The organism is Paenibacillus sp. FSL K6-1122, from assembly GCF_037977015.1.
GTDB classification, from domain to species: Bacteria; Bacillota; Bacilli; order Paenibacillales; family Paenibacillaceae; genus Paenibacillus; species Paenibacillus amylolyticus.
On record NZ_CP150272.1, the window covers coordinates 1,554,302 to 1,576,273 of the forward strand.

The window sequence follows — 21,972 nt, forward strand, 5'->3', positions numbered from 1 at the left end:
GGACAAGGAGGACTGGACATGCTGCGAAGAAGGAACCGGAATGCTTTGCTCAAAAAGATCGGGTTCATCGCGATCATTGTATTATTGCTGTGGTTGATTGCCAGAACCATTCCGTATTTGTTTCAGGCAGATACATCGGATGAAGCTGCTGCTGTTGCCGAAGAGTTTTACAAATATGAGCAGACGGGTGACTTCGGTAGTTCATGGGAACTTTTTCATCCCCTGATGAAAGAGCGGTTTCCCAAGAGTGCTTACGTACAGAACAGAGCACATATATTTATGCAGCATTTTGGCGTGGAAACGTTTGAGCTGGAGATGGAAAAGCCGGAGCGCGAGTTCGATGTAACCGTGATCGATGGCGTTAAGCCATTTTCTGAAGCCTACAGAATCCGGGTCACCCAGAAGTACTCAGGTACCTTTGGCCAATTCGATATTGTGCAGACCTGTTATCTGGTAGAGGATGGCGATGAGTGGACCTTACTTTGGTATTATCCAAATCAGAAAAACGAGGATACCTCGAAGGTCGACAATAGTGACTGATCAGGAAATAGTATTAACCCATACATTGAACCGAATTGTATCATTTACCTAACATAAGGCTCCAAAAATGCGAGACTTTTGTCGCATTTTTGGAGCTTTTTTTGTTTTTTGCTTGTTTTTATAGCTTTAAAGCCTTGACATTAGTCCCGGTGTCAAGTAAATTACGAGATAGATACAAAATGTATCAATTTTCAGCGTCTAACGACAAATAACAAGGACTTCTAAGCTCCTTGTGAGGGGAAGGAATATCATTGATCGAAACGGGCCGCTTTTACTGTGTCAGTTGTGGGATGATTGTGTCGGTCACTAGAAGCTCTGTCGAAATGAAAGAGGGCAATGGAGGCAATCACGTATTTCGCACCGGATTCTACCGGAGTGAAATGCCGCTTGGATGCTGTGAAGCGTGTGTAGTTGAAGCGAAACGTCAGGGGAAATCCCAGTTTGCGGGACAATATACTAAAGATTATGATACACTATGTGCATATGAGAAACGGGCATGAATGATGTGCTCGTCCATGAAGGAGGGGATTGAATGCAGCAGGAGCCGGTCGTCCGGATTCAGGGCGTCAGCAAGATCATATCCTCCCGATCATTGGTCAGCGACCTGACTCTGGATATTTCTCCGGGGCAGGTTTTTGGTTTTTTAGGACCTAATGGCGCGGGAAAAACAACGACGATTCGAATGATGGTTGGACTGATGTCCATCAGTAAAGGTGATATTTTCATCTCGGGACACAGTGTGAAAAATGAATTTGAGCAGGCGGTAGCCCAGGTAGGAGCTATTGTGGAAAATCCGGAAATGTACAAGTTTCTGACCGGGTACCAAAATCTCGTTCACTTTGCCCGCATGTCGCCGGGAGTTACGAAGGAACGTATTGCGGAAACAATTGAGCGTGTGGGGCTCACAGCCCGTATTCACGATAAGGTCAAAACCTATTCACTTGGCATGCGCCAGCGTCTGGGGGTCGCGCAAGCGATATTACATAAACCGAAGCTGCTTGTACTGGATGAGCCGACCAATGGTTTGGACCCACAGGGTATACGGGAACTGAGAGATTATTTGCGTCAGCTCACCCAAGAGGAAGGCATTACGGTCTTTGTATCCAGTCATTTATTGTCGGAGATGGAGCTGATGTGTGATACGGTGGCCATCATCCAGAATGGCAAGTTGATTGATGTAAGAAACCTTCGGGCTGAAGCCGGTTCGGATGCATTAATCGAAGTTGCTTTTGAGCTGAATGATGCTGACCGCGCTGCGGATCTGATTCAGGGTGCTGTCGTACAGGGCAATGTCCTGGTGATGCGGGTGTCTCGTGAGCAGATTCCGGATATCAATGCCAAGCTGGTTAGCGAAGGGTTTCAGGTATACGGTATTCGTAACGTGACTCACACCCTGGAAGAACAATTTTTGCAAGTCACTGGGGGTGGAGGCATTGGGTAGTTTTGGTAATCTGATATTAAATGAGAATATGAAAATTTTTCGTCGTCCCCGTACCTGGATCATGTTATCGATTCTGGCGCTGATCTCGCTATTAATGCCAGTGTTACTGCGAGAAGGAATGGGGTCCAATGAAGTTTTGTACTGGGAAGCGGCTGTAACGACCATACAGATTACGTTTTTCCTAAACACGATCTTCTGTGTCGTGATTGCAGCGGAATCGGTTGCGGGCGAATTTACCTGGGGAACCATTAAGTTATTGCTGATCCGTCCATGGTCACGAAGCAAAGTTCTTGCTTCCAAATATCTGACCGTCGTTGGCTTCAGTATTGTCAGTACACTGCTGATCATCGCGATGGCCATGCTAACGTCTTATATCCTTTTCTCGCATGATGCTCCGGGAGGAAGCAGTAGTCCGGCTACGAATGCTCTGACGTTATGGGGATATTTGTACGTTGATCTGTTCATTACGCTTGCGATTGCCTTTATGGTGTCCTCTGTATTTCGTTCAGGTGCACTTGCGATTGGATTATCTCTGTTCATTATGTTCTCACAGAGTATCTTCTCACTCATATTCAATCCGGTCCGTTATGAGTGGGCCAAGTATGTCCTATTCAACAACATGGATCTTAGCAAATACATGACCTCCGGGGCAGATTTTGCGCTAATGGGTGGTCCAAGTGCAGGAATGACACTGGGTTTCTCCATTGCAGTTCTGGCGGTGTATTACGTTATTTTCATGGTGATTTCCTGGGTTGTATTCAGCAAAAGAGATGTGGCAGGCTAACGCCTGCTTCTTTTTTTTGCTCCAATGTTTGTTTTGGAAAGAAAATAAGTGTATATTCAGCATCGCCTGTGGCATGACTGTCATTTAAGGGTACTTAGTATCATAAGTAAATGACTAGATATACATATGAACGCCGCAGTCACTTTGGCAGAGCAGCGCATGGAGGGATCACGTTTCTTGATAAATAACAAGTTCTACCGCATATGTACAGCGATTATTCTGCTGCTGCTCATCGTGTATCTGGGGGAAAAAGTGAACTTTATTTTCAGCCCCCTGACCTCACTGATTCACATCATCATCATTCCGCTGCTGATTGCTGGTTTCTTCTATTATCTGCTGCGCCCGCTTGTCGATTATATGGAAAGGCATAAGATCAAACGTGCATTATCAGTTCTGATTATTTATGTCGTAATTGCATTAATACTTGCAGGTTTTAGTGTGCTTGTATGGCCTTCCCTGCGTGAACAATTGATGAATTTCGTGGAGAATGCTCCAGCGTTGGTTACTTCACTCAGCGATCAGTTGAATGCACTTGAAAAGAGTAATGTTGTATCCAGATACCTGCCTGATGATTCCAATCTATTCTCACGATTATCCGATGTTCTGAGCCAAGGGATCACTCAGGTAACCAATTATGTCTCCGGGTTATTCTCCGTGGTATCCAATCTGGTTATTATTCTGGCAACGTTCCCGATCATGTTGTATTACATGCTTAAGGAAGGCAGCAAGTTTGGAACGAATCTAACCTTATTGTTGCCAAGACATTATCGGAAGGATGGGGAAGAAACCGTCCATGAGATCGATGAAGCATTAAGCAACTATATTGTTGGCCGGGTTATTGTTAATGTAGCCTTGGGGATTCTGATGTACATCGGTTTTCTCATCTTAGGTTTGCCTTACGCATTGCTGCTGACGGTTGTATCCATTATTCTGAACTTCATCCCTTATGTGGGTGCTTTGCTGGCAGCTATTCCGGTTGTCATTGTTGCGTTTATCGAATCACCTTCGATGGCGATCTGGTCACTGGTCATCATTGTAATCGCACAGCAAATTCAGGATAACCTGATCTCACCTTATGTCTATGGCAAACAGCTCGATATTCATCCACTGACTACCGTTATCCTTTTGCTCGTGGGTGCTGACCTGGGAAATATCTTGGGTATGATTATCGTGATTCCCCTATATATGATTCTGAAAATTATAGTTCGCAAAATCCATTATCGGATTGTCGAAGATAAGACTGAAACTTAAATGGAATTTGAAATACAACGCTGTCATGTGCCACTACTGATGTTTTTTGTTGAATCACATCGATAAGCTCAACAGGTAAGCCGCATATCAATGGTGAAGGGTCAGGTAAGTTTGCCCTCACCATTGATATGCGGCTTTTTTTCATACATATTGTTCACTCATGTTATATCTGTTATACTTGATATATAACAGATAACAAAAGAAGGTGAACCCTTGATTATTCAACTGGATATGCAATCCGAACTTCCCATCTATTCGCAACTTGTTTATCAAATTATTGAAGGCATTGCTAGTGGTGAGTTACAGCTAGGTGAGGCGTTACCTTCGGTTCGGAATTTGGCCGCAGATATCGGTGTTAACCTTCACACCGTCAACAAGGCTTATACACTACTCAAGCAAGATGGATACATTCTGGTTCATAGACAAAAGGGAGTTGTAGTGAACCCTGATGGAATGCCTGGTTTAACGGATGATTTTTTGAAAAAGCAGCAAAGAGAATTAAGACCGATTATTGCGGAAGCGATCTGTCGAGGAATGACCAAAGAAGAATTATCTGCGGTGTTAGACCAAATGTATGATGATGTGAAGATGGGTCACAACAAAGAGTAAAGAATCAAGGGAGTGTGTTATGTATGCAGCTATTTAGTATATTACCTATCATTTTAATCTTTGCTCCATTAGCCTTACTTCTATCTTTTACACCATATCTGACAAGGGAAACCATTAGCTTTGGGGTTACGGTAAGTCAATATAATTACTACACACCCATCTTACGTAAGCTAAGAAGTACGTTTGCTACAGTAAGTCTGATCGGAAACGGGATGATTATACTTGTCTGTCTGTATTTTCTCCGATCTGCTAATGAAGATGCTACCGCAATGATTACCGGTGTTAGCACAATGATATTTATTGTGTACTGGACAGCGCTACACATCTTATTTCATTTCAAGATGAAAAAGATAAAAGGAACACTTACAACTGTAGAAGCACCTCAAAGAGTTAAAATCGATACCACCTTCCGCCAAAATAAACTCACCTATTCCAACTATTGGTTTCTCATTCACATTGCTATTATTGTTGCCATTGCGATCATTTCGATCCTGAATTATAAGGCACTACCTAACGTCATTCCAATAAAATATGATCTTCAAGGCCATGTCACTTCCAGTGTGCCTAAAACTTACCTCTCGGTACTGGCTATTAATCTTGTACAGCTAGGAATCATTGCACTTATGATGTTGGTTAACTGGAGTATTAAATCAAGCAAACAACAGCTTACTACGTCTAATCCGGGCCAATTTGCTACTGAAAATATTCAATTCCGCCGTAAATGGTCCCTATTTACGCTTGTAACAGGATTACTTCTTACCATCTTATTTGCCTTTATTCAGATCAATATGTTCGTCCCTAATCTGGTCTTGTTAACAGCTATTAGCTTCATCACTCCTGTGGTGATCGTGTTAGGTGTTGTATGGCTGTCTCTCACAGGCAGACAAGGCGGTGGCAAAATTCGTAATCAACAAGAGGACCACGAACGATCTAAGGAGCAGCCTGTGAATGACGATGATTATTGGAAGCTTGGGTTTATTTACTTCAATGCCAATGATCCTTCTTTAACCATAGAAAAGCGTTATGGAATAGGCTGGACAATTAACTTCGCTCGTCCACTATCTTGGGTCCTGTTGTTATTCATCATTGCTATTGTTGTTATAAGCATAGTCCTGAGCCAATAAATGCTCATAATGCTATGCATATGATAGATGAAATTAATTAGGAGGAGTTATTACAATGAACAATTGGAAAAAGCTATTACTTTCTCTTACTTTCGTAGGTCTCATCCTTCCGGTAACATCCATCTCAGAAGCTGCTAAAAAATCCGCTGGTAGTGAAAATCTTGTTCCTATTCGTGAGATTGCAGAAAAGAATGGGGCTGAGGTATCTTGGCAACAAAAGACAGGAGAAATCACAATACGAAAAAGTGAGCTTACGATTGTAGTTAAGGTAGGAGAGAAACAGGCGATGGTGAATGGGCAAGCCATATCCTTAGACAATCCTGTTCAGTTAACGAAAGGAACTACCTATATGGATGGGGCATTTCTTTCCGAGACGCTGAAGGCAGCACCTGAGGATATATTCATTTCCCTTATTAGTGAGGGCGATGGCAAGGAGGCTGCCAAGTATGTTCATACCTCTGTGAGTGGAGTGTTGTCACCCACGTTGTTGAGTCAGCTGTGGGGAGCTTTAGAAGGACAAAATGGAAAAATTACAAGTGAAGCCATAGCTAAGCATGTAGAAAATAATACAGTGCATCGCAATGTTACCTATACGTTCAAAACAGAGCTGACTCGTTTAAATATTACGGTCAGAATGAATCATAACGGACTTGTAGATGATTTGCATATTGCCGCCGCTACTCCCGATGTGTATCAAAAACCAAGCTACGACGACCCATCTGCCTATACAGAACAAGACATTACGGTTGGTCAGGGTGATTTAGCTTTGCCAGGGACATTAACTTTGCCCAAGGGAGAGGGACCTTTCCCTGTTGTCATTCTGGTACACGGATCTGGGCCTAGCAATCAAGATGCTGCCATTGGTGGTGCAAAGCCATTTCGCGATCTTGCGGTAGGTTTGGCTTCACAAGGAGTTGCTGTATTAAGATACGATAAGGTCACGTATGAGCATACCTATAAGGTGGCTTCACAGCCTAAATTCACATTAAAACAAGAGAGCGTAGATCAGGTAAACGATGCAGTGGAATTGCTTAAAAAGAATGCACATATTGATTCTACAGCGATTTTTGTAGCTGGACATAGTCAAGGCGGGTTTGCAATGCCATTAATCATTGCTGAGGATAAACAACATGATATTGCAGGAAGTATTCTACTTGCTGCACCAAGTAGTAGCTTTGCGGATGTGCTTACCGAGCAGCAGGACGAATTGGTAGAGCGGATGAAGCAGCTTGGTTTAGACACGGATGTCATTCAAGGGCAAGCTGATTTTTATAAAAATGTGGCTGCGATGGTTAAAGATCCAAAATATTCTGTAGATCATCTTCCTGAGGCGTTTCCACTTCAACCTGCTTATTGGTGGTTTGAGCAGAGAGATTATGTGCCTGCGGAACTGGCTAAAACACAAAATACACCTATGCTTGTTATACAAGGCGAAAACGATGTGCAAGTGTCTATGAATCAATTCCAAACCTGGAAATCGTCTCTCCAAGGTCATTCCAATGTAACGTACAATAGCTATCCAAAGGTAAATCATCTTTTATCCAGCTATGATGGACTTTCAATCGGTCAAGAGTACGCTGAGCCATCTAATGTCTCCAAAGCCATTATCGATGATATTGTGAAGTGGGTATTAAAATCAAACTAAAAACAGGAGTTCCATTCTTGGTTGAATGATTACATGGAGAAGTGACGGATGGGGCGAGATATAAGTAAGAAGAGCACTTACCGATGTAGGCAAGTGCTCTTTTTTTACAAATTTGCTTTATTTAGCCAAATTAGGCCTTTTCTCGTCTTCTTCGGTGTAGTCAGACATGGTCAGTGGTTCCTTGGGAACAACGGCCACTTTGTAGAACCGATTCTTGTCTTTTTCCAGCAAAACAAAGATTAGATTCTCGAACTCATATTCTTCCTGTTCGTTCATCTCGGGACGATGGCTGTAGAGCCATCCACCAATGGTGTCCCACTCATCTGCATCCAGGCTGGACATAAACATGTCGTTCACCTTCGATAAGGAAACCTTGCCGTCCATAATGACATAGTTCTCATTGATGACTTGAATATCTTCCACTTCGTCTGCGTCGAACTCGTCGCGAATCTCACCAACAATCTGCTCAAGCACATCCTCGATGGTTACAATTCCGGAAGTTCCTCCATATTCGTCGACAAGTACGGCGATATGTACGCCATCCTTCTGCATTTTCTTGAGCAAGTCCTTCACAGGAGTTGTTTCGTGAACAGCCGATACAGGCTGAATCAGGGAGGATAGATCAACAGGTTCATCGTTTCCGTAAAGTTCCAGGAAGAATTGTTTCGTATTAATGATACCGATGATATCGTCTTTACTCTCATTCACTACTGGAAAACGTGTATATTGTTCTTCACGAATGATCTCCAGGTTTTCCTCGTTTGTTCTATTCACATAAAGGCAGACCATATCGGTCCGGGGTACCATGATTTCTTTGGCTAACATCTCATCAAAAGCAAAGATCCGGCTTACATAACCGAATTCAGCTTGGTTGATTTTACCACTCTCAAAGCTTTCATTAATGATGATCTGCAACTCTTCTTCGGAGTGTGCATCTTCATGTTCAGAAGCAGGTTTGATTCCGAACAGTTTCACCAGTTGGTTCGCTGAGCCGTTTAACAGCCAGATAAAAGGATACATAATTCGGTTAAACCAGATGATAGGTGTAGACGTCAGCAGTGCAACAGTCTCGGCTTTCCGGATTGCAATCGTTTTTGGAGCGAGTTCACCAACCACAACATGCAGATACGTGATGGAAGCAAACGCGATTACAAATGATAAGAATGAAGAAACCGCCTCAGGAATTTGCAAGCTTTCAAACACAGGGTGGAGAATCTTCTCTACCGTTGGTTCACCCAGCCAGCCCAGTCCCAGAGATGTGATCGTGATTCCAAGCTGGCAGGCAGACAAATATCCGTCCAGATTGGCAACGGCTTGTTTAACAGCCAGCGCACGCTTGTTTCCTTCTGCAATCATTTGATCGATCCGGCTCGGACGAACCCGTACCAGAGCGAATTCCACTGCGACAAAAAACGCCGAAAGTCCTATCAAAAAAGCAACCAATACTAAATTTAACGCATACCTCTCACTTTCCATTCACTGCTCTTCTCCTTTAGGTAATAAGTTTTTAACGATTATTATATCTAATTTTACGTAAGAAGACCACCTCCAGACAAAGAAATGAGGAAGAGTCTGGAAGGTGAAATGAGCAGATTGGCGTCACAATGCGAATCTGCTCCATCATTAAACTGATATGTAGAAGGTAACACAGTCAGAATATACAATGAACGAAGTACAAATTTGAATTTCCAGAATCAAGTATTCCGTCTGCTTATGTAAAGTTTTATCTAAGCAAACGTTACGAATAGGGGGTACATTGGGTATCTATGATTAGCTGTATACATAATCGTCAAAGATGTGTAGGTGAGAGAAAGGCAAGGCCATGAAGCTTGCCACTTGAGGAGGAAGCCGAATGTTCTGGCTGGTCATTATATTACTCGTATTTATTTTCCAGGCAGCCACAATTCTTTTGCTGGAATTTCGTAATCCGGCTAAAGCTGTGGCTTGGCTGTTTATTTTGTTCTGCGTGCCTTTGATCGGTTTTGTAGTGTACTATTTTGTGGCGCAGGACTATAACAAACGAAAAAAACTCCGCAAGGGTGGATCGCGCATCTTCCGTGAAATGAAGGAAACGATCTGGGAACAAGCCCACATCATTGGAGATGTCGAACAGATGCCTGGCGATCGTTTCAGCCACCAGCATCGATTGTTTAACCTGTTATCCCATCTGTCGGAGAGCCCGATTACAGGTTGTAACCACAGTACGGTGCTCACAAATGGTGAAGAGGCGTTTGCGGCAATGCTGAGGGAAATGGAAAAAGCAAAGCACCATCTGCATGTGGAATTTTACATTTTCCGTGATGATGTCATCAGCACCAAGTTTCAGGATGTCATGATCCGCAAGGCACAGGAGGGCGTGAAGGTTCGGTTTATATGTGACGGTCTCGGCAGTCACAAGATGAGCTGGAGTTTTATCCGCAAACTGCAAGATGCAGGTGTGGAGTTTCATTATTTTCTACCGCCACTGATTGCCACGATTGACCGAAGAGTCAACTACCGGAATCACCGTAAAATCGTTGTTGTGGATGGACAGGTTGGTTTCGTGGGTGGCATCAATGTAGGCGATGATTACCTTGGACAATATCCGGAGGTGGGTTTCTGGCGGGATACACATGTACAGATTGAGGGAGATGCCGTATATTTCCTGCAAAGTACATTCCTGAACGACTGGAAATTGGCTTCCGGTGAGCGAATTACCGAACCCCAGCTTGCGGAATTATTTCCACCACATATCTGTAGCGGGGAAGAACGAATTCAGATTCTGGCCAGTGGGCCGGATCAGGACTGGGATGCCATTCAGGAAATGTGTTTTGGGGCGATTTCGGTAGCCTGTGAGCGGATTTATATTACCACCCCTTATTTTATTCCTGATCCTGCCCTGTATGAGGCACTCAAAACAGCTGCTGTCAGTGGTGTTGATGTGAAAATTATCATTCCGTATCAATCCGATTCAAAGCTTGTTCATTTGGCATCCCTTTCATATGTAGAGGAACTTCTGCGAGCAGGTGTTGAGTTCTTCCAATATCGCAAAGGTTTTGTACATGCCAAAGTGATGATTGTGGATGAGTTGCTTGCAACAGTAGGCACGGCCAATATGGATATGCGCAGTTTTTTTTGCAATTTTGAGTTAACGGCTGTCCTATTCGAGTCCTCTCCGATTCGTCGTTTGATCACTGACTTTGAACGTGATCTCGGGGAATGCAGTCAGATCGATGGGGAGGTATTTCAGAAGCGTTCACGACGGCAAAAAGGCGCAGAAATGCTTTCTCGGATGCTTTCTCCGCTTCTTTAGCCGATTTAGGGCAGATTTCTGAAGATAAGTTCACTTTTTGTGAATTTATCTTCTTTTTGCTAAGTATTTTGCGCAAATTTGATCTTTTATGATATAATAGATATATAAATCATGTCTTGGCGAAGGAGGGGAGTCTGCGGGAAAACAGGCTCCCTTTTGCTCTCTTTTGAAAGTGCAAACCGGGATGAATAACATTTTGAATCCATTTTATATCGCCTTTAGATGCTTGCGCTGTATAGCCAGGGTACATATAGAACGCAGTTTGCTGTTCTCCATATGTAGATTCACCCTGAGTATTTAAATGATTTATAAAATGGATTCACACACTGATTTAACGGGGGGGATACCATGTCCAATGTAACGGTGAAAGAACTAACAGCCAAGCAAGCTGACCGCGGGGTCAAAAGCTCGGTGTTTACATTAAAGCTGCTGCAACGTATTGTGATGATTCTGATCGGTGCTGCACTAATGGCTGTATCGCTTGAAGTGTTTCTCGTACCGAATGGTGTTATTGATGGTGGGATTACGGGGATTTCAATTATGGTGTCAGAACTTACACATCTGCCACTCGGAGTGTTCCTGACCTTGCTCAACTTGCCTTTCCTGATTCTGGGTTACAAGCAGATTGGTAAAACTTTTGCGTTATCCACGCTGCTGGGGATCGTGGTCATGTCCATCGGGACATCATTATTGCACCATGTGCCTGCATTAACACCAGGGGAGCCTTTGCTCGGAGCTGTATTTGGCGGATTGATCCTGGGTGTGGGTGTCGGACTTGTTATTCGGTCTGGCGGTTCACTGGATGGTACGGAGATTGTGGCGATCTTGCTTAGTGAGAAGTCACCTTTGTCTGTAGGACAGATCGTATTGTTCATTAACGTGTTTATTTTCGCAGGTGCAGGATTTGTATTCGGCTGGCCGAATGCCCTGTATTCCATGATTGCATATTATATTGCGATGAAGATGATTGATATTGTGAATGAAGGACTTGACCAGTCCAAATCGGTATGGATCATTAGTGAGAAATATCGTGATATCGGTTCAGCCCTGACAGACCGTCTTGGTCGTGGTGTAACTTTCCTGGATGGAGAGGGCGGATTCAGCGGGGACGAGAAAAAGATCATTTTTGTCGTGATTACCCGTTTGGAAGAAGCGAAGCTGAAGACCATCGTTGAAGATTGGGACCCGCAAGCCTTTGTGGCTATCGGTAACATTCATGACGTGAAGGGCGGACGTTTCAAGAAAAAAGGTATCCATTAGCGATTGATATATACATGAATGATAATAGCCGACACCCTTGTGATGAGGGAGTCGGCTATTTTTTCTTCAAATGTTTGAGAATGAGCTCTACCGGTTGGGGTTCAACAGCTGCGATTAAATCACCGGTTTGGTTCAAGCGTTCAATAATGTTCATCAGATGGTAATCCTGGATGGAGACGTTGCTTCTAACCTCATCCCAGGTAAGGGGTGTAGAGACAGTGGCGCCGGATTTGGCACGTGGTGTATAGGGAGCGGCAAGGGTCTTGCCTCCATAATGCTGGAGATAGTCAAAATAAATGCGGTCTCCACGGTCCTTTTTAAGTCGTTCCAGTGTGAACAGATCCGGGTGCTTCTGAGTGACATATTTGCCGACAAAATAACCAACCTCTCTCAATTCATCAAAGGTTACACCTTGCACAATGGGAACGATGATCTGAACTCCTGTTGCGCCCGAAGTTTTGGGAATGGACCTCAGACCAAGGGAAGTCAGGGTTTCGCCAACGATGAGTGCAGCTTGCATGATCCGCGGTTCATGTTCCTGAGAAGGGTCCAGATCAATCATCCATTCACTGGGCAGATGGCTTCCCACAGTATGCAGAGAAGGATGAAATTCAAGTGCAGCCAGATTACCAAGCCATAACAATTCGGGAAGTCCATTCATGACCACATATCGGATGCCGTCGTGAACTTCAGTGCGCACATAATCTGGTACAGGCTCAGGGGCATTCTTTTGATAGAAAAATGTTCCTCCAGCGCCGTGGGGATACCTTATCGTGGTGAGAAGTCGATTGCTCGTATACGTGAGCAGATAAGGAGCCAGAGCGGCCAGCTTTTGCAGATAGATGGCTTTGGTAACACCCACTTCCGGCCATAAGAGCTTGTCCGGGTTGGTGACCGTCAGCTCTGTGCCTTCTATTATGATGGTTCCCTGGATCTTGGGGGCCATGTGGAACACCTCCTATGTGCTTAATGAATTATTGAAACATGGGCCGAAACACGAGTGAAGCGAACTCTTCATCATGGAAGAAGCTGGTTCGCCAGGCAATCCTCGCGGGTTACATCCGCGAAGGTCTGGATACTGGGATGGCGTAGAGTGTTATGATGAGTCAGCTCCATATATTGCACTTTGACTCCTATTCGCGGTTCCACCCAGGTGGTCTCTGCACTGCGCTCGGGTACATTATGGAACGGTCTGTCCTGCCTGATCAGAGGCTCGACTTGATGTGTGAGTTCCCGCCACGTATTGGAGTTCAATTTGCCAGTCCCGACATGACCAATATAGACAAAATCAGGCCCATCATATACACCGACCGCGACGGCATTCACAATACCGCTCCGGTACGTGACTCCCCCGATCATCGCATATACATCATGCATGATTTTGACCTTCTGCCAGCGCTGATCCTTGCCCTGTATGCCATAACTGCTGGTGAGATCCTTGCAGACGATGCCTTCCATCTGATGTTGTCTCATGACCGTAAGCAGGGAAGAGGCATCAAGTGTATTGGTGACCTCCTGAACATGGGGAGCGTTGTTAAGGACCTCGTGCAACAGGCGCTGTCGATCTGCCAAAGGCTGATCCGTCACCCATTTCCCCTCATAGAACAGGATATCAAATACCATATATGTGACCGGAATCTGATGTATGGCTTGGGCGATACCTTCGGGTCTGCTCATCCGATCCCGCCGCAGAACGTGATAAAACGAAGGTTTTCCGGTGTCTGGGTCCAGCGCAATAACTTCTCCATCTAAGATATAAGAGGAGCCTGAACATAGATTGCGTGGTGTTACCAGCTCGGGATACTGTGCGGTTCGATCATGTAATCTGCGATTCACCAGGCGCAACTCATGCCCGTCCTCATAGGCAAGCATGCGGACTCCATCCCACTTGACCTGGGCAATCCATTGCGGTCCGGTGGGCAAAGTATCTCTGGAGATAGGTTCGAACGGAATCAACGGTTTGAACATGGGGAACTCCTCTCTCGTATCAACCAATTAGCGCAGGTTAATTTGGAATTTAGTTATATTTTTTGAAAACGGGATTTCATATGATGCACCAGAATGAGCAGTAACGGAAGTGCTATGCCACAGGTCAGATCCCAATCAATCCAATAGGGAATAACGACCTTGAGATAAAAGTTCTCGTTTGGAGAGATTAGAATAGACATGGCGAGAATAAGCATGGCACCCGGCAGGATCAGAGAACGGTGACTGGACAAGCGAAACAGATGAGCGAGGCCCAGGACAAAACCGTAGAAGAACAGAGCGGCTTTGAAGAAAACTGCAATAATCCAGACCGATGCTATGAAAGCTTCGATGCGTTGCATAAAGTTTCCGATATTGATCTTCTGTGAAAGGTTGAATGAAGCGAACCAGTGATGCTGGGTCATCCATGGTCCCATGACGAGCAGACACATACTTAGCGTCAGTGTGAGTAACAATCCGCCAATCATCCCTGCTAACAGGATGTCCTTCTTCAGATGGGGTTCATTTTTAGTGTAGGGAAAAAACATCATGAAGATGCATAGCTCACAGTAGGGATAGGTGAGTACAGCAACAAAACCTTTGAATGGATCAAGAAACCCTTGTGCCAGCACAGGTTGGATGTTGGCCAAACGTACATGGGGGATTAGACACACCGTCAGAATAAGCAGAAACAACACGATCAGAGGAAGAAAGACCTCAGCAGTTTTACCAATGCTCTCCAGACCCGACAGAAGCCCCCAGACAAGCGCATACATAAAAACCAAATGCAGAATCAGTAATGGAGATTCCGGCAAGATCTGAGTAGACATAAAATCGCCAATCTCCCTAATGAACGTTGAGGTACTGATCAGGAAATAAAAGAGATAAAAAGAGCCAAACAAGGTTCCGATCCAGGGTCCCAGTGTTCGAAGAGCATTTTGAATCAGATTTAACCGGGGATGCAGTTTGTAGGCAACTAGCATAATGAAGAGTATTCCCAAGCCCCCTACGACTCCCAATAAGGCTGATAACCAGGCATCCTGATGAGCGTAGGATGTGATCATGGAAGGGAAGACCAGAATCTGCTCCCCAATTGTGCACAGGAACATGAGTGAAGCGAGCTGTCTAACTGTCAAACGTCCCTTTTCGATCATGAGGTATCTCCTTAACATATCTTGTCTATGTATTGGTTAGAATGCACCAATTGTGCCAGTTTTATAAAAGCCAACTCAAAAAGCCCGGGTAACTGATCTCTCTGTGATGTAGAGAAATCAGTTACCCGGGCTTATTAAAATGAGGTTAAGCAAACATATTGTAACGCCTAAACAAAATCAGTTCGCAGTTGTCAGACGTATACGAATATTTTGTGGGTCTACCGTAAACCAGGTACCCTCCACTTGGGTAACGACTGCACCGGATTGACGCAATTGCTCAAGTGCCTGATCCAATTGTTCCTGTGTGGCGTACACAATGGTGAAGTAGTCAATTCCTGTAGCGTTATCTGGATTAACAGGTGCGTTCACTCCCGCCCAGATATTAAGTCCCAGATGATGATGATAGCCACCTGCGGATACAAATAGTGCTGACATGTTGGCGAAGTTACCCACGATATCAAAACCGAGTATGCCAGTGTAATAGTTGCGAGCTTCTTCCAGGCTGCGGACGTGGAAATGTACATGACCAATAACGGTGCCAGTAGGCAGACCCTGCCAAGGTTCATTCTCCGAGATGGCAAACAGGCTTTCCACATCAACAGGATCACTTGCCATCACGTAGTTATTGTCGCTATCCCGTTTCCAGGTATCACGTGCACGGTCCGCATAGATCTCAATCCCGTTCTGATCGGGATCGGAGATATAGAAGGCTTCGCTGACTAAGTGATCGCCTTGGCCGATATCGATACCGGATGCAGCCAGATTACGAAGAGCAAGACCCAGGGACTTACGGTCAGGCAGCAGGATGGCGAAATGATACAAGCCAGCGTGTGAGCGTTCCGGCAGGGTAATTCCATCCGTGAGCTCTTCCAATCGCAGCAGGGACTGTTTTCCGTCGGCTGTCAACGTGGCCACTTTGCCACTACGCTTCAGTAATTTTAATCCAACCACTTCGGTATAGAACTTAATTGAACGGTCTAGGTTCATAATTCGCAGACTCACTTCACCCAGATGGGTTGTGGCAGGGATTTGATATGTTGTATTCATGATTGTTTCCTCCTGATAATAGATAATATGGGTGCTCGTTTAATTGTGTATATGCGTTGAAAACGGATTATTTAATTGCATACTGTTGAAGTAGAATTACAGGGTGACTGTATATTCATAAATAAGTTACTTTTCATAAGTTAATATAAAATATAAATCAGCTTTCGTCAATTGTATTTTGCAATTATAACTGGAGTTTTATTGACAAGAACTGCTTCAATAGTTCTGTAAAACAAAAAAATCCGACTGTAAAGCCGGACTTGAGTTGAACGCATTACACACGCATATAACGGAATCGGTCTTGCCTTAGCGACATTCAAACTTTTGGTTTGGGTGTCGCCTTTTTTCTTTTGGCTGGTGCAGCAGGTGTATCGGATTCTCCTCCGGCAACCGCTTGAGCAGGCGTTTTTCGCGGTGCACGTTTCTTAGGCTTGGCCGTTGTTGTCCCAGGGTCAGCCGGAATAGGCTTCACGGCCTCGATACTTGCCTGCAAGGCAGCCATCAAATCCATCACATTGGCTTCAGGTTTGGCTGGAGCAATTTTGATTTCTTCACCTGCCACTTTGTGCTGGATAAGATCCAGCAGTTTGCTGCGATAGTCATCGGTGTATTTACCGGGTTCAAAAGGTGTGGACAATTGATCAATCAGCAACTTTGCCATCGTGAGTTCCTTTTCATTCACGTTCTGCACTTCCGGCAAGTTGGGCACCTGGGAGACAGGACGAATCTCGTCCGGATAGAAAATCGTCTCCATGGAGAGGCAATCTTCCAGCACACGTATTGCAGCCAGACTGCTTTTCGAGCGAATGGAGATTTTGGCGATGCCAATTTTGCCGGTATCCCGCATGGCGTTCATCAAGAGCTGGTAGGCATTTCCACCAGCCTGATCGGGCGATAGGTAATATGTTTTCTGGAAATAGATCGGATCAATCTCAGTCAAGTCGACAAAATCCAGTATGGTAATGGTTTTGCTGGTGGAATCATTTAACGCTTCCAATTCATCTTTCTCGAAGAGTACAAACTTTCCTTTTTCATATTCATAACCTTTGGTGATCTCTTCCCACTTCACGTCCACTTCACAGGATGGACATTGACGAACATAAGCGAGCGGGCTGCCGCAGACTTTATGGATATAGCGCATGGAGATGTCTTTGTCTTCGGTAGCCGAGAACATTTTGACAGGGACATGCACAAGGCCAAAACTGATTGCACCTTTCCAGACGGTATGCATAGATCGGCTCCTTTCATTGAGGTACCTTTATATTTAATAGTATGGGCATCTGGCGCGAGGGATAATCGTCTTGTAGACGAACGAATTCGTATGGTTCGGCGAGACTCGGGGATGATAACAGAAACATGTTTGGATTCCGACAGGAAGACGAGCATGGGATTAGGTAGTTATTCTCGCAGCACATATGCCGGGAGGTGCAATATTGAAGAATAGACGTGATGAGGAAGAAGCACACAAGCATGCATTTTCTCCGTACCCTCTTGCTGAAGCCGAAAGTGCTGAAGAATTCTATACACCTGCTACAGCTGTAAACTGGGAAGCGGTCACTTCGGAAGAATTGCCCCTTGATCGTGAGTCGTTCATGCTCGACATTGATCGGATGGTGAATGAAGGGTTAGGCGGGGGACAGGTTACGGAAGATAACGGTTATATTGGTGAAAGTACAACAGATAGCATGGTTCGAGAGTCACATGATGATCCGGAAGGGGAGTATGAATAAGATGATGGATGCAAAGCGCGCCAAAGCGATCTATGATTCGAAGGATACCATTGCCGTTACGCTGGAGGGAGATCCAGTCTGGATCGAGAATGTGGATGAAGCCAATGGCATGGCAACCGTTCAGGTTGGCAGCAGGCCGGGAAATACCCAGACGGTTCGTGTGGATCGTTTGGAGGAGTAGATACAAGATGCATTTAGTTATTGAGGCATTCGAGAATGAATAAAAGCTGAAATATATGTATAACACGGCCGGTACCGGGAGGTGCCGGTTTTTTGGTTTTTCCTAATAGGTGTCTGAAACTTCGAAGGAAGCGAGTTTTGAAACATGTCTAATAATGCACGTTATATTTCCGCTCGCCTCCTTGGATGTTGCGGGGGAAGAAAGGGACCGATATAATAAGGTTCAAAGTGAACTCAGGCGGCTGGACCGCCAAAGGTGGGGCGAATATTGAATCAGACGCACGAGCAGTGGGTGTATCAATCCCATGGCATTGCAGATACAGAAGCACTCGCTTCCGCACTCGCCAGACAGGCAAACGCCGGCATGGTGATTGCTTTGGATGGTGATCTGGGGGCGGGAAAAACGGCATTTTCACAGAAATTTGCCTGGCATTTGGGTGTACGTGATGTGGTAAGCAGTCCCACATTCACGCTAATCAAGGAGTACGAAGGGCGTCTGCCTTTATATCACATGGATGTATATCGCATATCGCTGGAAGAAGCGGATGAGCTTGGACTTGATGAATATTTCTATGGAGCCGGAGTCAGTCTGGTGGAGTGGTCGAGTATAATTCCCGAATTGCTGCCGCAAGAGCACTTGCATGTGCAGATTGAAACAACGGGCCTGGAGGATCGAACGATTACACTGGATGGGTACGGCGAGACTTATGCAGCCATATGCCGACAGTTCAGACAGAATGGAGTCAAATGATGATGGAAGATTTACAAAAAGAGCCGCGTCAGCGGTTTTTGGCGTTGGATACATCCACCGCAGTGATGGCAGCTGCGATGATGGAAGATCATGCGCTTCTGGAAGAACGCAATGAACGGGCTGAGCGTAACCATTCGGTACACGTCGTACCGGTGATGGAGCAGCTGCTGGCCGCCAGCAACACACAGCCTGGGCAACTTGACGGCATTGCCGTTGGCGTTGGCCCAGGCTCGTACACGGGCATCCGCATTGCGGTGACCGCGGCGAAGACACTGGCCTGGGCGTGGGACATCCCCGTAGCCGGGGTGTCCAGCCTTCAGGCCATCGCCTGGGGCGGCTGGCACAGCGGCCTTGCCACCAAGGCGGAAGCTGCGGCAGAAGATGCCGCAGCAGGGGCTGGCGGAACGCCATCCGCGGACCAGGGCAGCACAGGTGCTGCCCCTGTCCACTGGATCGTTCCGCTTGTGGATGCACGGCGCGGTCAAGCGTGCACCGCGCTGTTTGCCTCCGCCGGGAGCGATGCGCCCCGGCGTCTGGCGCCTGATGCCATCCGCAAGATGGACGGATGGCTGGAAGCCCTCGCCGCCCGCATGGCGGAGGCGGCGCCGGAAGAGCGGCCCGTAGCCGTCTGGATCGTCGGCGAGACGGGCCCTCATGCTGCGGCAGCGGCGGAGCTTCGCTGCCCCGCAGGAACGGCGCTCCAGCTCGTACCTTATGAGCTGGAAGGCCGCTGGGTTGGGCGCCTTGGCGCCGCCGCGCTGCTTGCAGGTCAGCGTGATGACGTGCATGCGCTGGTGCCGAACTACACCCAGTTGTCTGAAGCGGAAGCCAATCTGCTGCGCAAAGGCTGAAGGGGGAGGGGAAGCAGATGGACAATGTGGCGAATAATAAGCAGGAAACAACGCTTCAGTTCAGGTTCATGACACTCGCGGATATTCCCGATGTGATGGAGATTGAACATGAGGCCTTTACCCTGCCCTGGACGGAAGAAGCATTTCAAAATGAATTGACACACAATCATTTTGCTAAATATATGGTGATGGAATTAGATGGAAAGGCCATTGGCTATGCAGGTATGTGGACAATCATGGATGAAGCCCATATTACCAATATTGCAGTCAGAGGCGCGTACCGTGGACGCAAGCTTGGTGAAAAGTTACTGGATGAATTAATGAGCACAGCGGCTTATCTCGGGATGGAACGAATGACGTTGGAGGTCAGAGTCTCGAACAGCATTGCTCAGCGTTTATATCAGAAAAAAGGGTTTGAATCGGCGGGTCTTCGTAAAGGATATTACTCCGATAATGGGGAAGATGCGATGATTATGTGGGCGAACTTGCCGTCTGCAGGCCGGAGCGGCGAAGAGGAAGGAAGCGTACTGGATTCATGAACGAAATTAATGAAAAAATAAATTCTGCACCATCCTACATTTTGGCGGTGGAGACAAGCTGTGATGAAACATCGGTAGCAGTAGTCAAAGATGGACGGGAAGTGCTGTCCAATCTGATCTCAAGTCAGATTGAGACGCATAAGGCATTTGGTGGAGTAGTACCTGAAGTGGCTTCACGGAAACACGTTGAAGTCATTACGTTGATGCTGGAACAGGCGATCGAACAGTCGGGCATTCGTCCACGTGATCTAAGTGCAATTGCCGTGACGCAAGGTCCTGGACTGGTCGGGGCATTGCTGGTAGGAATCGTTGCAGCCAAAACGCTGGCGATGGCTCTGGGCAAACCGCTCATTGGCACACATCATATTGCGGGGCATATCTATGCCAACCGACTCACACATGAACTTCAATATCCGGCGATGGCACTGGTCGTATCAGGTGGACATACAGAACTTGTGCATATGGAATCCGAGGGCAAATTCAAACTAATTGGTCGTACACGTGATGATGCTGTAGGTGAGGCGTATGACAAAGTAGCGCGCGCACTGGGGTGTCCTTATCCGGGTGGCCCGCATGTGGACCGAATGGCATCTGAAGCGGAGGATGTAGTGCCATTACCACGGGTATGGCTGGAAGCAGGTTCGTACGATTTCAGTCTCAGTGGTCTGAAGTCTGCTGTACTGAATGTGCTCAACCAGGCCAAAATGCGCGGAGAAACCTTGGAGCCTTCTGCGGTTGCACGTGGTTTCCAGGAAGCTGTTGTTGAAGTGTTGGTGGAGAAAGCCGTTAGAGCAGTTCGTGAATATGGTTCACGTCAACTGTTATTATGCGGTGGTGTTGCAGCTAACCGGGGGTTACGCTCGGCATTACAGGAGCGATGCACGAAGGAAGGGCTTGAACTGTTGATCCCGCCAATGGAGTATTGTACAGATAATGCGGCCATGATTGGAGCGGCTGCGTATCTGAAATGGCAGCGGGGAGAAATTGCTGAATTTGATGCGAAGGCAGATCCGGGACTTTCTCTGGAGGAATGGTCCGTTCAGTCCTTATAGAGGTTGTTCAAAAAGCCCGCTTTTGATTACGAATGATGCCTAGCGGCATCATCAGCATCGAATATGGGATTCAGCCGAAATGTCCGTTGCTCACGTAGTTTTGACTACGCTCCGCTACTCCATTTCTAGCTTCATCCCATCTTCTCGGTACTGAAAACCGATCTTTTTGAACACGCACTTATAGTTTATATAAACAGGCAGTTTGAGATTAAGAGTTGACAGCAGGGATGTAAAGAATGTATATTTAGTTACAAATTTAAACAGGAATTCAGATTCCTGAACTGATAAACGCGATGAACAGGAATAGTAAGGTCATTCCCGGTCTTAGAGAGCTGCGGTATGGTGCAACGCAGTCGAAGGAAACCTGAAACTCACCTGGAAGCGGAACGATGGAACACGGTGACTCCCTGGGAGAATCCGAAGGCCGATCATGGCCCAAAGTACATGGTTACGGGTTGCCTCCGTGAATGGGCCGTTGTCGGTAGGACCGTTATTATAAGGATCAACTGACGATAACTGAGGGGGCTTTCAGGCTGCTTTAAGTGATCCGGATATGCGAAAGCATTCAGGGGTTGTCTTGAATGAACAGGAAGGAAGTCAACAAGAGTGGTACCGCGAAGGTGAACAGCCTGTCGTCTCTTGCATTATTGCATGAGGTGGCAGGTTTTTTTGATTTTCAAAATAAGGCTGAATGAAGTTAGGTCATATTATAAATGTGATGAACGGGAGCAGTAGAATGACAAAGCGCTCAGAGAGC

General features: G+C 46.0%; 22 protein-coding genes and 2 other annotated features (1 of these 24 running past the window's edge). Of the genes, 16 read left to right on the forward strand and 6 right to left on the reverse strand.

Features of this window, described 5'->3' with window-relative positions; translation table 11 throughout:
- Window positions 1-18 precede the first annotated feature (18 nt).
- The 8 genes from NSQ20_RS06785 (at window position 19) to NSQ20_RS06820 (ending at window position 7,394) form a co-directional block, all read left to right on the forward strand.
- A complete protein-coding gene (locus NSQ20_RS06785; protein WP_340032150.1) occupies window positions 19-540 on the forward strand; it encodes a hypothetical protein in 522 nt (173 codons plus the stop codon).
- 251 nt (window positions 541-791) lie between these two features.
- Entirely contained in the window at window positions 792-1,040 is a 249-nt protein-coding gene (locus tag NSQ20_RS06790) for a hypothetical protein (RefSeq protein WP_340032151.1), read from the forward strand.
- Window positions 1,041-1,072: 32 nt separating this feature from the next.
- A complete protein-coding gene (locus tag NSQ20_RS06795; RefSeq protein WP_036611301.1) occupies window positions 1,073-1,981 on the forward strand; it encodes an ABC transporter ATP-binding protein in 909 nt (302 codons plus the stop codon).
- Window positions 1,974-2,765, forward strand: a complete 792-nt coding sequence (locus NSQ20_RS06800; RefSeq protein WP_036668933.1) for a DUF2705 family protein — start codon at window positions 1,974-1,976, stop codon at window positions 2,763-2,765. The genes NSQ20_RS06795 and NSQ20_RS06800 overlap by 8 nt, the downstream gene beginning before the upstream one ends.
- Before the next feature lie 177 nt (window positions 2,766-2,942).
- Window positions 2,943-4,016 carry an AI-2E family transporter gene (locus NSQ20_RS06805; protein ID WP_081745953.1) on the forward strand — a complete coding sequence of 358 codons (1,074 nt, stop codon included), beginning with the start codon at window positions 2,943-2,945 and terminating at the stop codon, window positions 4,014-4,016.
- A 213-nt stretch (window positions 4,017-4,229) separates the two neighbouring features.
- On the forward strand, window positions 4,230-4,625 hold the full coding sequence (locus NSQ20_RS06810; protein ID WP_036611299.1) for a GntR family transcriptional regulator: 396 nt from the start codon (window positions 4,230-4,232) through the stop codon (window positions 4,623-4,625).
- 23 nt (window positions 4,626-4,648) lie between these two features.
- Window positions 4,649-5,749 carry a DUF5808 domain-containing protein gene (locus NSQ20_RS06815; RefSeq protein WP_340032152.1) on the forward strand — a complete coding sequence of 367 codons (1,101 nt, stop codon included), beginning with the start codon at window positions 4,649-4,651 and terminating at the stop codon, window positions 5,747-5,749.
- A gap of 55 nt (window positions 5,750-5,804) precedes the next feature.
- On the forward strand, window positions 5,805-7,394 hold the full coding sequence (locus tag NSQ20_RS06820; RefSeq protein ID WP_340032153.1) for a stalk domain-containing protein: 1,590 nt from the start codon (window positions 5,805-5,807) through the stop codon (window positions 7,392-7,394).
- Between the two features lie 117 nt (window positions 7,395-7,511).
- Here the strand turns inward: NSQ20_RS06820 and NSQ20_RS06825 are convergent, their stop codons facing one another.
- A complete protein-coding gene (locus NSQ20_RS06825; protein ID WP_282319109.1) occupies window positions 7,512-8,870 on the reverse strand; it encodes a hemolysin family protein in 1,359 nt (452 codons plus the stop codon).
- 376 nt (window positions 8,871-9,246) lie between these two features.
- Here NSQ20_RS06825 and cls point away from each other — a divergent pair, with 376 nt between their 5' ends.
- The gene (gene cls, locus NSQ20_RS06830; RefSeq protein WP_036668941.1) at window positions 9,247-10,686 is read left to right on the forward strand and encodes a cardiolipin synthase; all 1,440 of its coding nucleotides are present in this window, start codon (window positions 9,247-9,249) and stop codon (window positions 10,684-10,686) included.
- A gap of 348 nt (window positions 10,687-11,034) precedes the next feature.
- The gene (locus NSQ20_RS06835; protein WP_036668942.1) at window positions 11,035-11,946 is read left to right on the forward strand and encodes a YitT family protein; all 912 of its coding nucleotides are present in this window, start codon (window positions 11,035-11,037) and stop codon (window positions 11,944-11,946) included.
- A gap of 55 nt (window positions 11,947-12,001) precedes the next feature.
- On the opposite strand, the gene ligD is transcribed toward NSQ20_RS06835, so the two are convergent.
- The 5 genes from ligD to NSQ20_RS06860 form a co-directional block, all read right to left on the reverse strand.
- Window positions 12,002-12,892, reverse strand: coding sequence for a non-homologous end-joining DNA ligase (gene ligD / locus NSQ20_RS06840; RefSeq protein ID WP_036668944.1), 891 nt, complete (start codon window positions 12,890-12,892; stop codon window positions 12,002-12,004).
- A gap of 71 nt (window positions 12,893-12,963) precedes the next feature.
- Complete coding sequence (locus NSQ20_RS06845) at window positions 12,964-13,914, reverse strand: RNA ligase family protein (RefSeq protein WP_036668945.1); 951 nt, start codon at window positions 13,912-13,914, stop codon at window positions 12,964-12,966.
- Window positions 13,915-13,967: 53 nt separating this feature from the next.
- The gene (locus tag NSQ20_RS06850; RefSeq protein ID WP_036668947.1) at window positions 13,968-15,065 is read right to left on the reverse strand and encodes an endospore germination permease; all 1,098 of its coding nucleotides are present in this window, start codon (window positions 15,063-15,065) and stop codon (window positions 13,968-13,970) included.
- A gap of 177 nt (window positions 15,066-15,242) precedes the next feature.
- Window positions 15,243-16,112: a VOC family protein gene (locus tag NSQ20_RS06855; RefSeq protein ID WP_036668950.1), complete on the reverse strand. Its 870-nt coding sequence runs from the start codon at window positions 16,110-16,112 to the stop codon at window positions 15,243-15,245.
- 316 nt (window positions 16,113-16,428) lie between these two features.
- On the reverse strand, window positions 16,429-17,343 hold the full coding sequence (locus tag NSQ20_RS06860; RefSeq protein WP_017690092.1) for a Ku protein: 915 nt from the start codon (window positions 17,341-17,343) through the stop codon (window positions 16,429-16,431).
- A 202-nt stretch (window positions 17,344-17,545) separates the two neighbouring features.
- Here NSQ20_RS06860 and NSQ20_RS06865 point away from each other — a divergent pair, with 202 nt between their 5' ends.
- The 6 genes from NSQ20_RS06865 (at window position 17,546) to tsaD (ending at window position 21,215) form a co-directional block, all read left to right on the forward strand.
- Window positions 17,546-17,842, forward strand: a complete 297-nt coding sequence (locus tag NSQ20_RS06865) for a hypothetical protein (protein WP_036668952.1) — start codon at window positions 17,546-17,548, stop codon at window positions 17,840-17,842.
- 4 nt (window positions 17,843-17,846) lie between these two features.
- The gene (locus NSQ20_RS06870) at window positions 17,847-18,023 is read left to right on the forward strand and encodes an H-type small acid-soluble spore protein (RefSeq protein WP_026081228.1); all 177 of its coding nucleotides are present in this window, start codon (window positions 17,847-17,849) and stop codon (window positions 18,021-18,023) included.
- 267 nt (window positions 18,024-18,290) lie between these two features.
- Window positions 18,291-18,773 carry a tRNA (adenosine(37)-N6)-threonylcarbamoyltransferase complex ATPase subunit type 1 TsaE gene (tsaE, locus tag NSQ20_RS06875; RefSeq protein ID WP_036668953.1) on the forward strand — a complete coding sequence of 161 codons (483 nt, stop codon included), beginning with the start codon at window positions 18,291-18,293 and terminating at the stop codon, window positions 18,771-18,773.
- 2 nt (window positions 18,774-18,775) lie between these two features.
- Window positions 18,776-19,624 (forward strand): tRNA (adenosine(37)-N6)-threonylcarbamoyltransferase complex dimerization subunit type 1 TsaB, encoded by an 849-nt coding sequence (gene tsaB / locus NSQ20_RS06880; RefSeq protein ID WP_036669213.1) that lies wholly within the window; start codon window positions 18,776-18,778, stop codon window positions 19,622-19,624.
- Window positions 19,625-19,641: 17 nt separating this feature from the next.
- On the forward strand, window positions 19,642-20,163 hold the full coding sequence (rimI, locus tag NSQ20_RS06885) for a ribosomal protein S18-alanine N-acetyltransferase (protein ID WP_036611273.1): 522 nt from the start codon (window positions 19,642-19,644) through the stop codon (window positions 20,161-20,163).
- Window positions 20,160-21,215 (forward strand): tRNA (adenosine(37)-N6)-threonylcarbamoyltransferase complex transferase subunit TsaD, encoded by a 1,056-nt coding sequence (gene tsaD, locus NSQ20_RS06890; protein WP_340032156.1) that lies wholly within the window; start codon window positions 20,160-20,162, stop codon window positions 21,213-21,215. Before rimI ends, tsaD begins: the two co-directional genes overlap by 4 nt.
- A gap of 284 nt (window positions 21,216-21,499) precedes the next feature.
- Window positions 21,500-21,858: a binding site (T-box leader), on the forward strand.
- A gap of 66 nt (window positions 21,859-21,924) precedes the next feature.
- Window positions 21,925-21,972 (forward strand) — a binding site (T-box leader) (it continues 288 nt past the right edge of the window).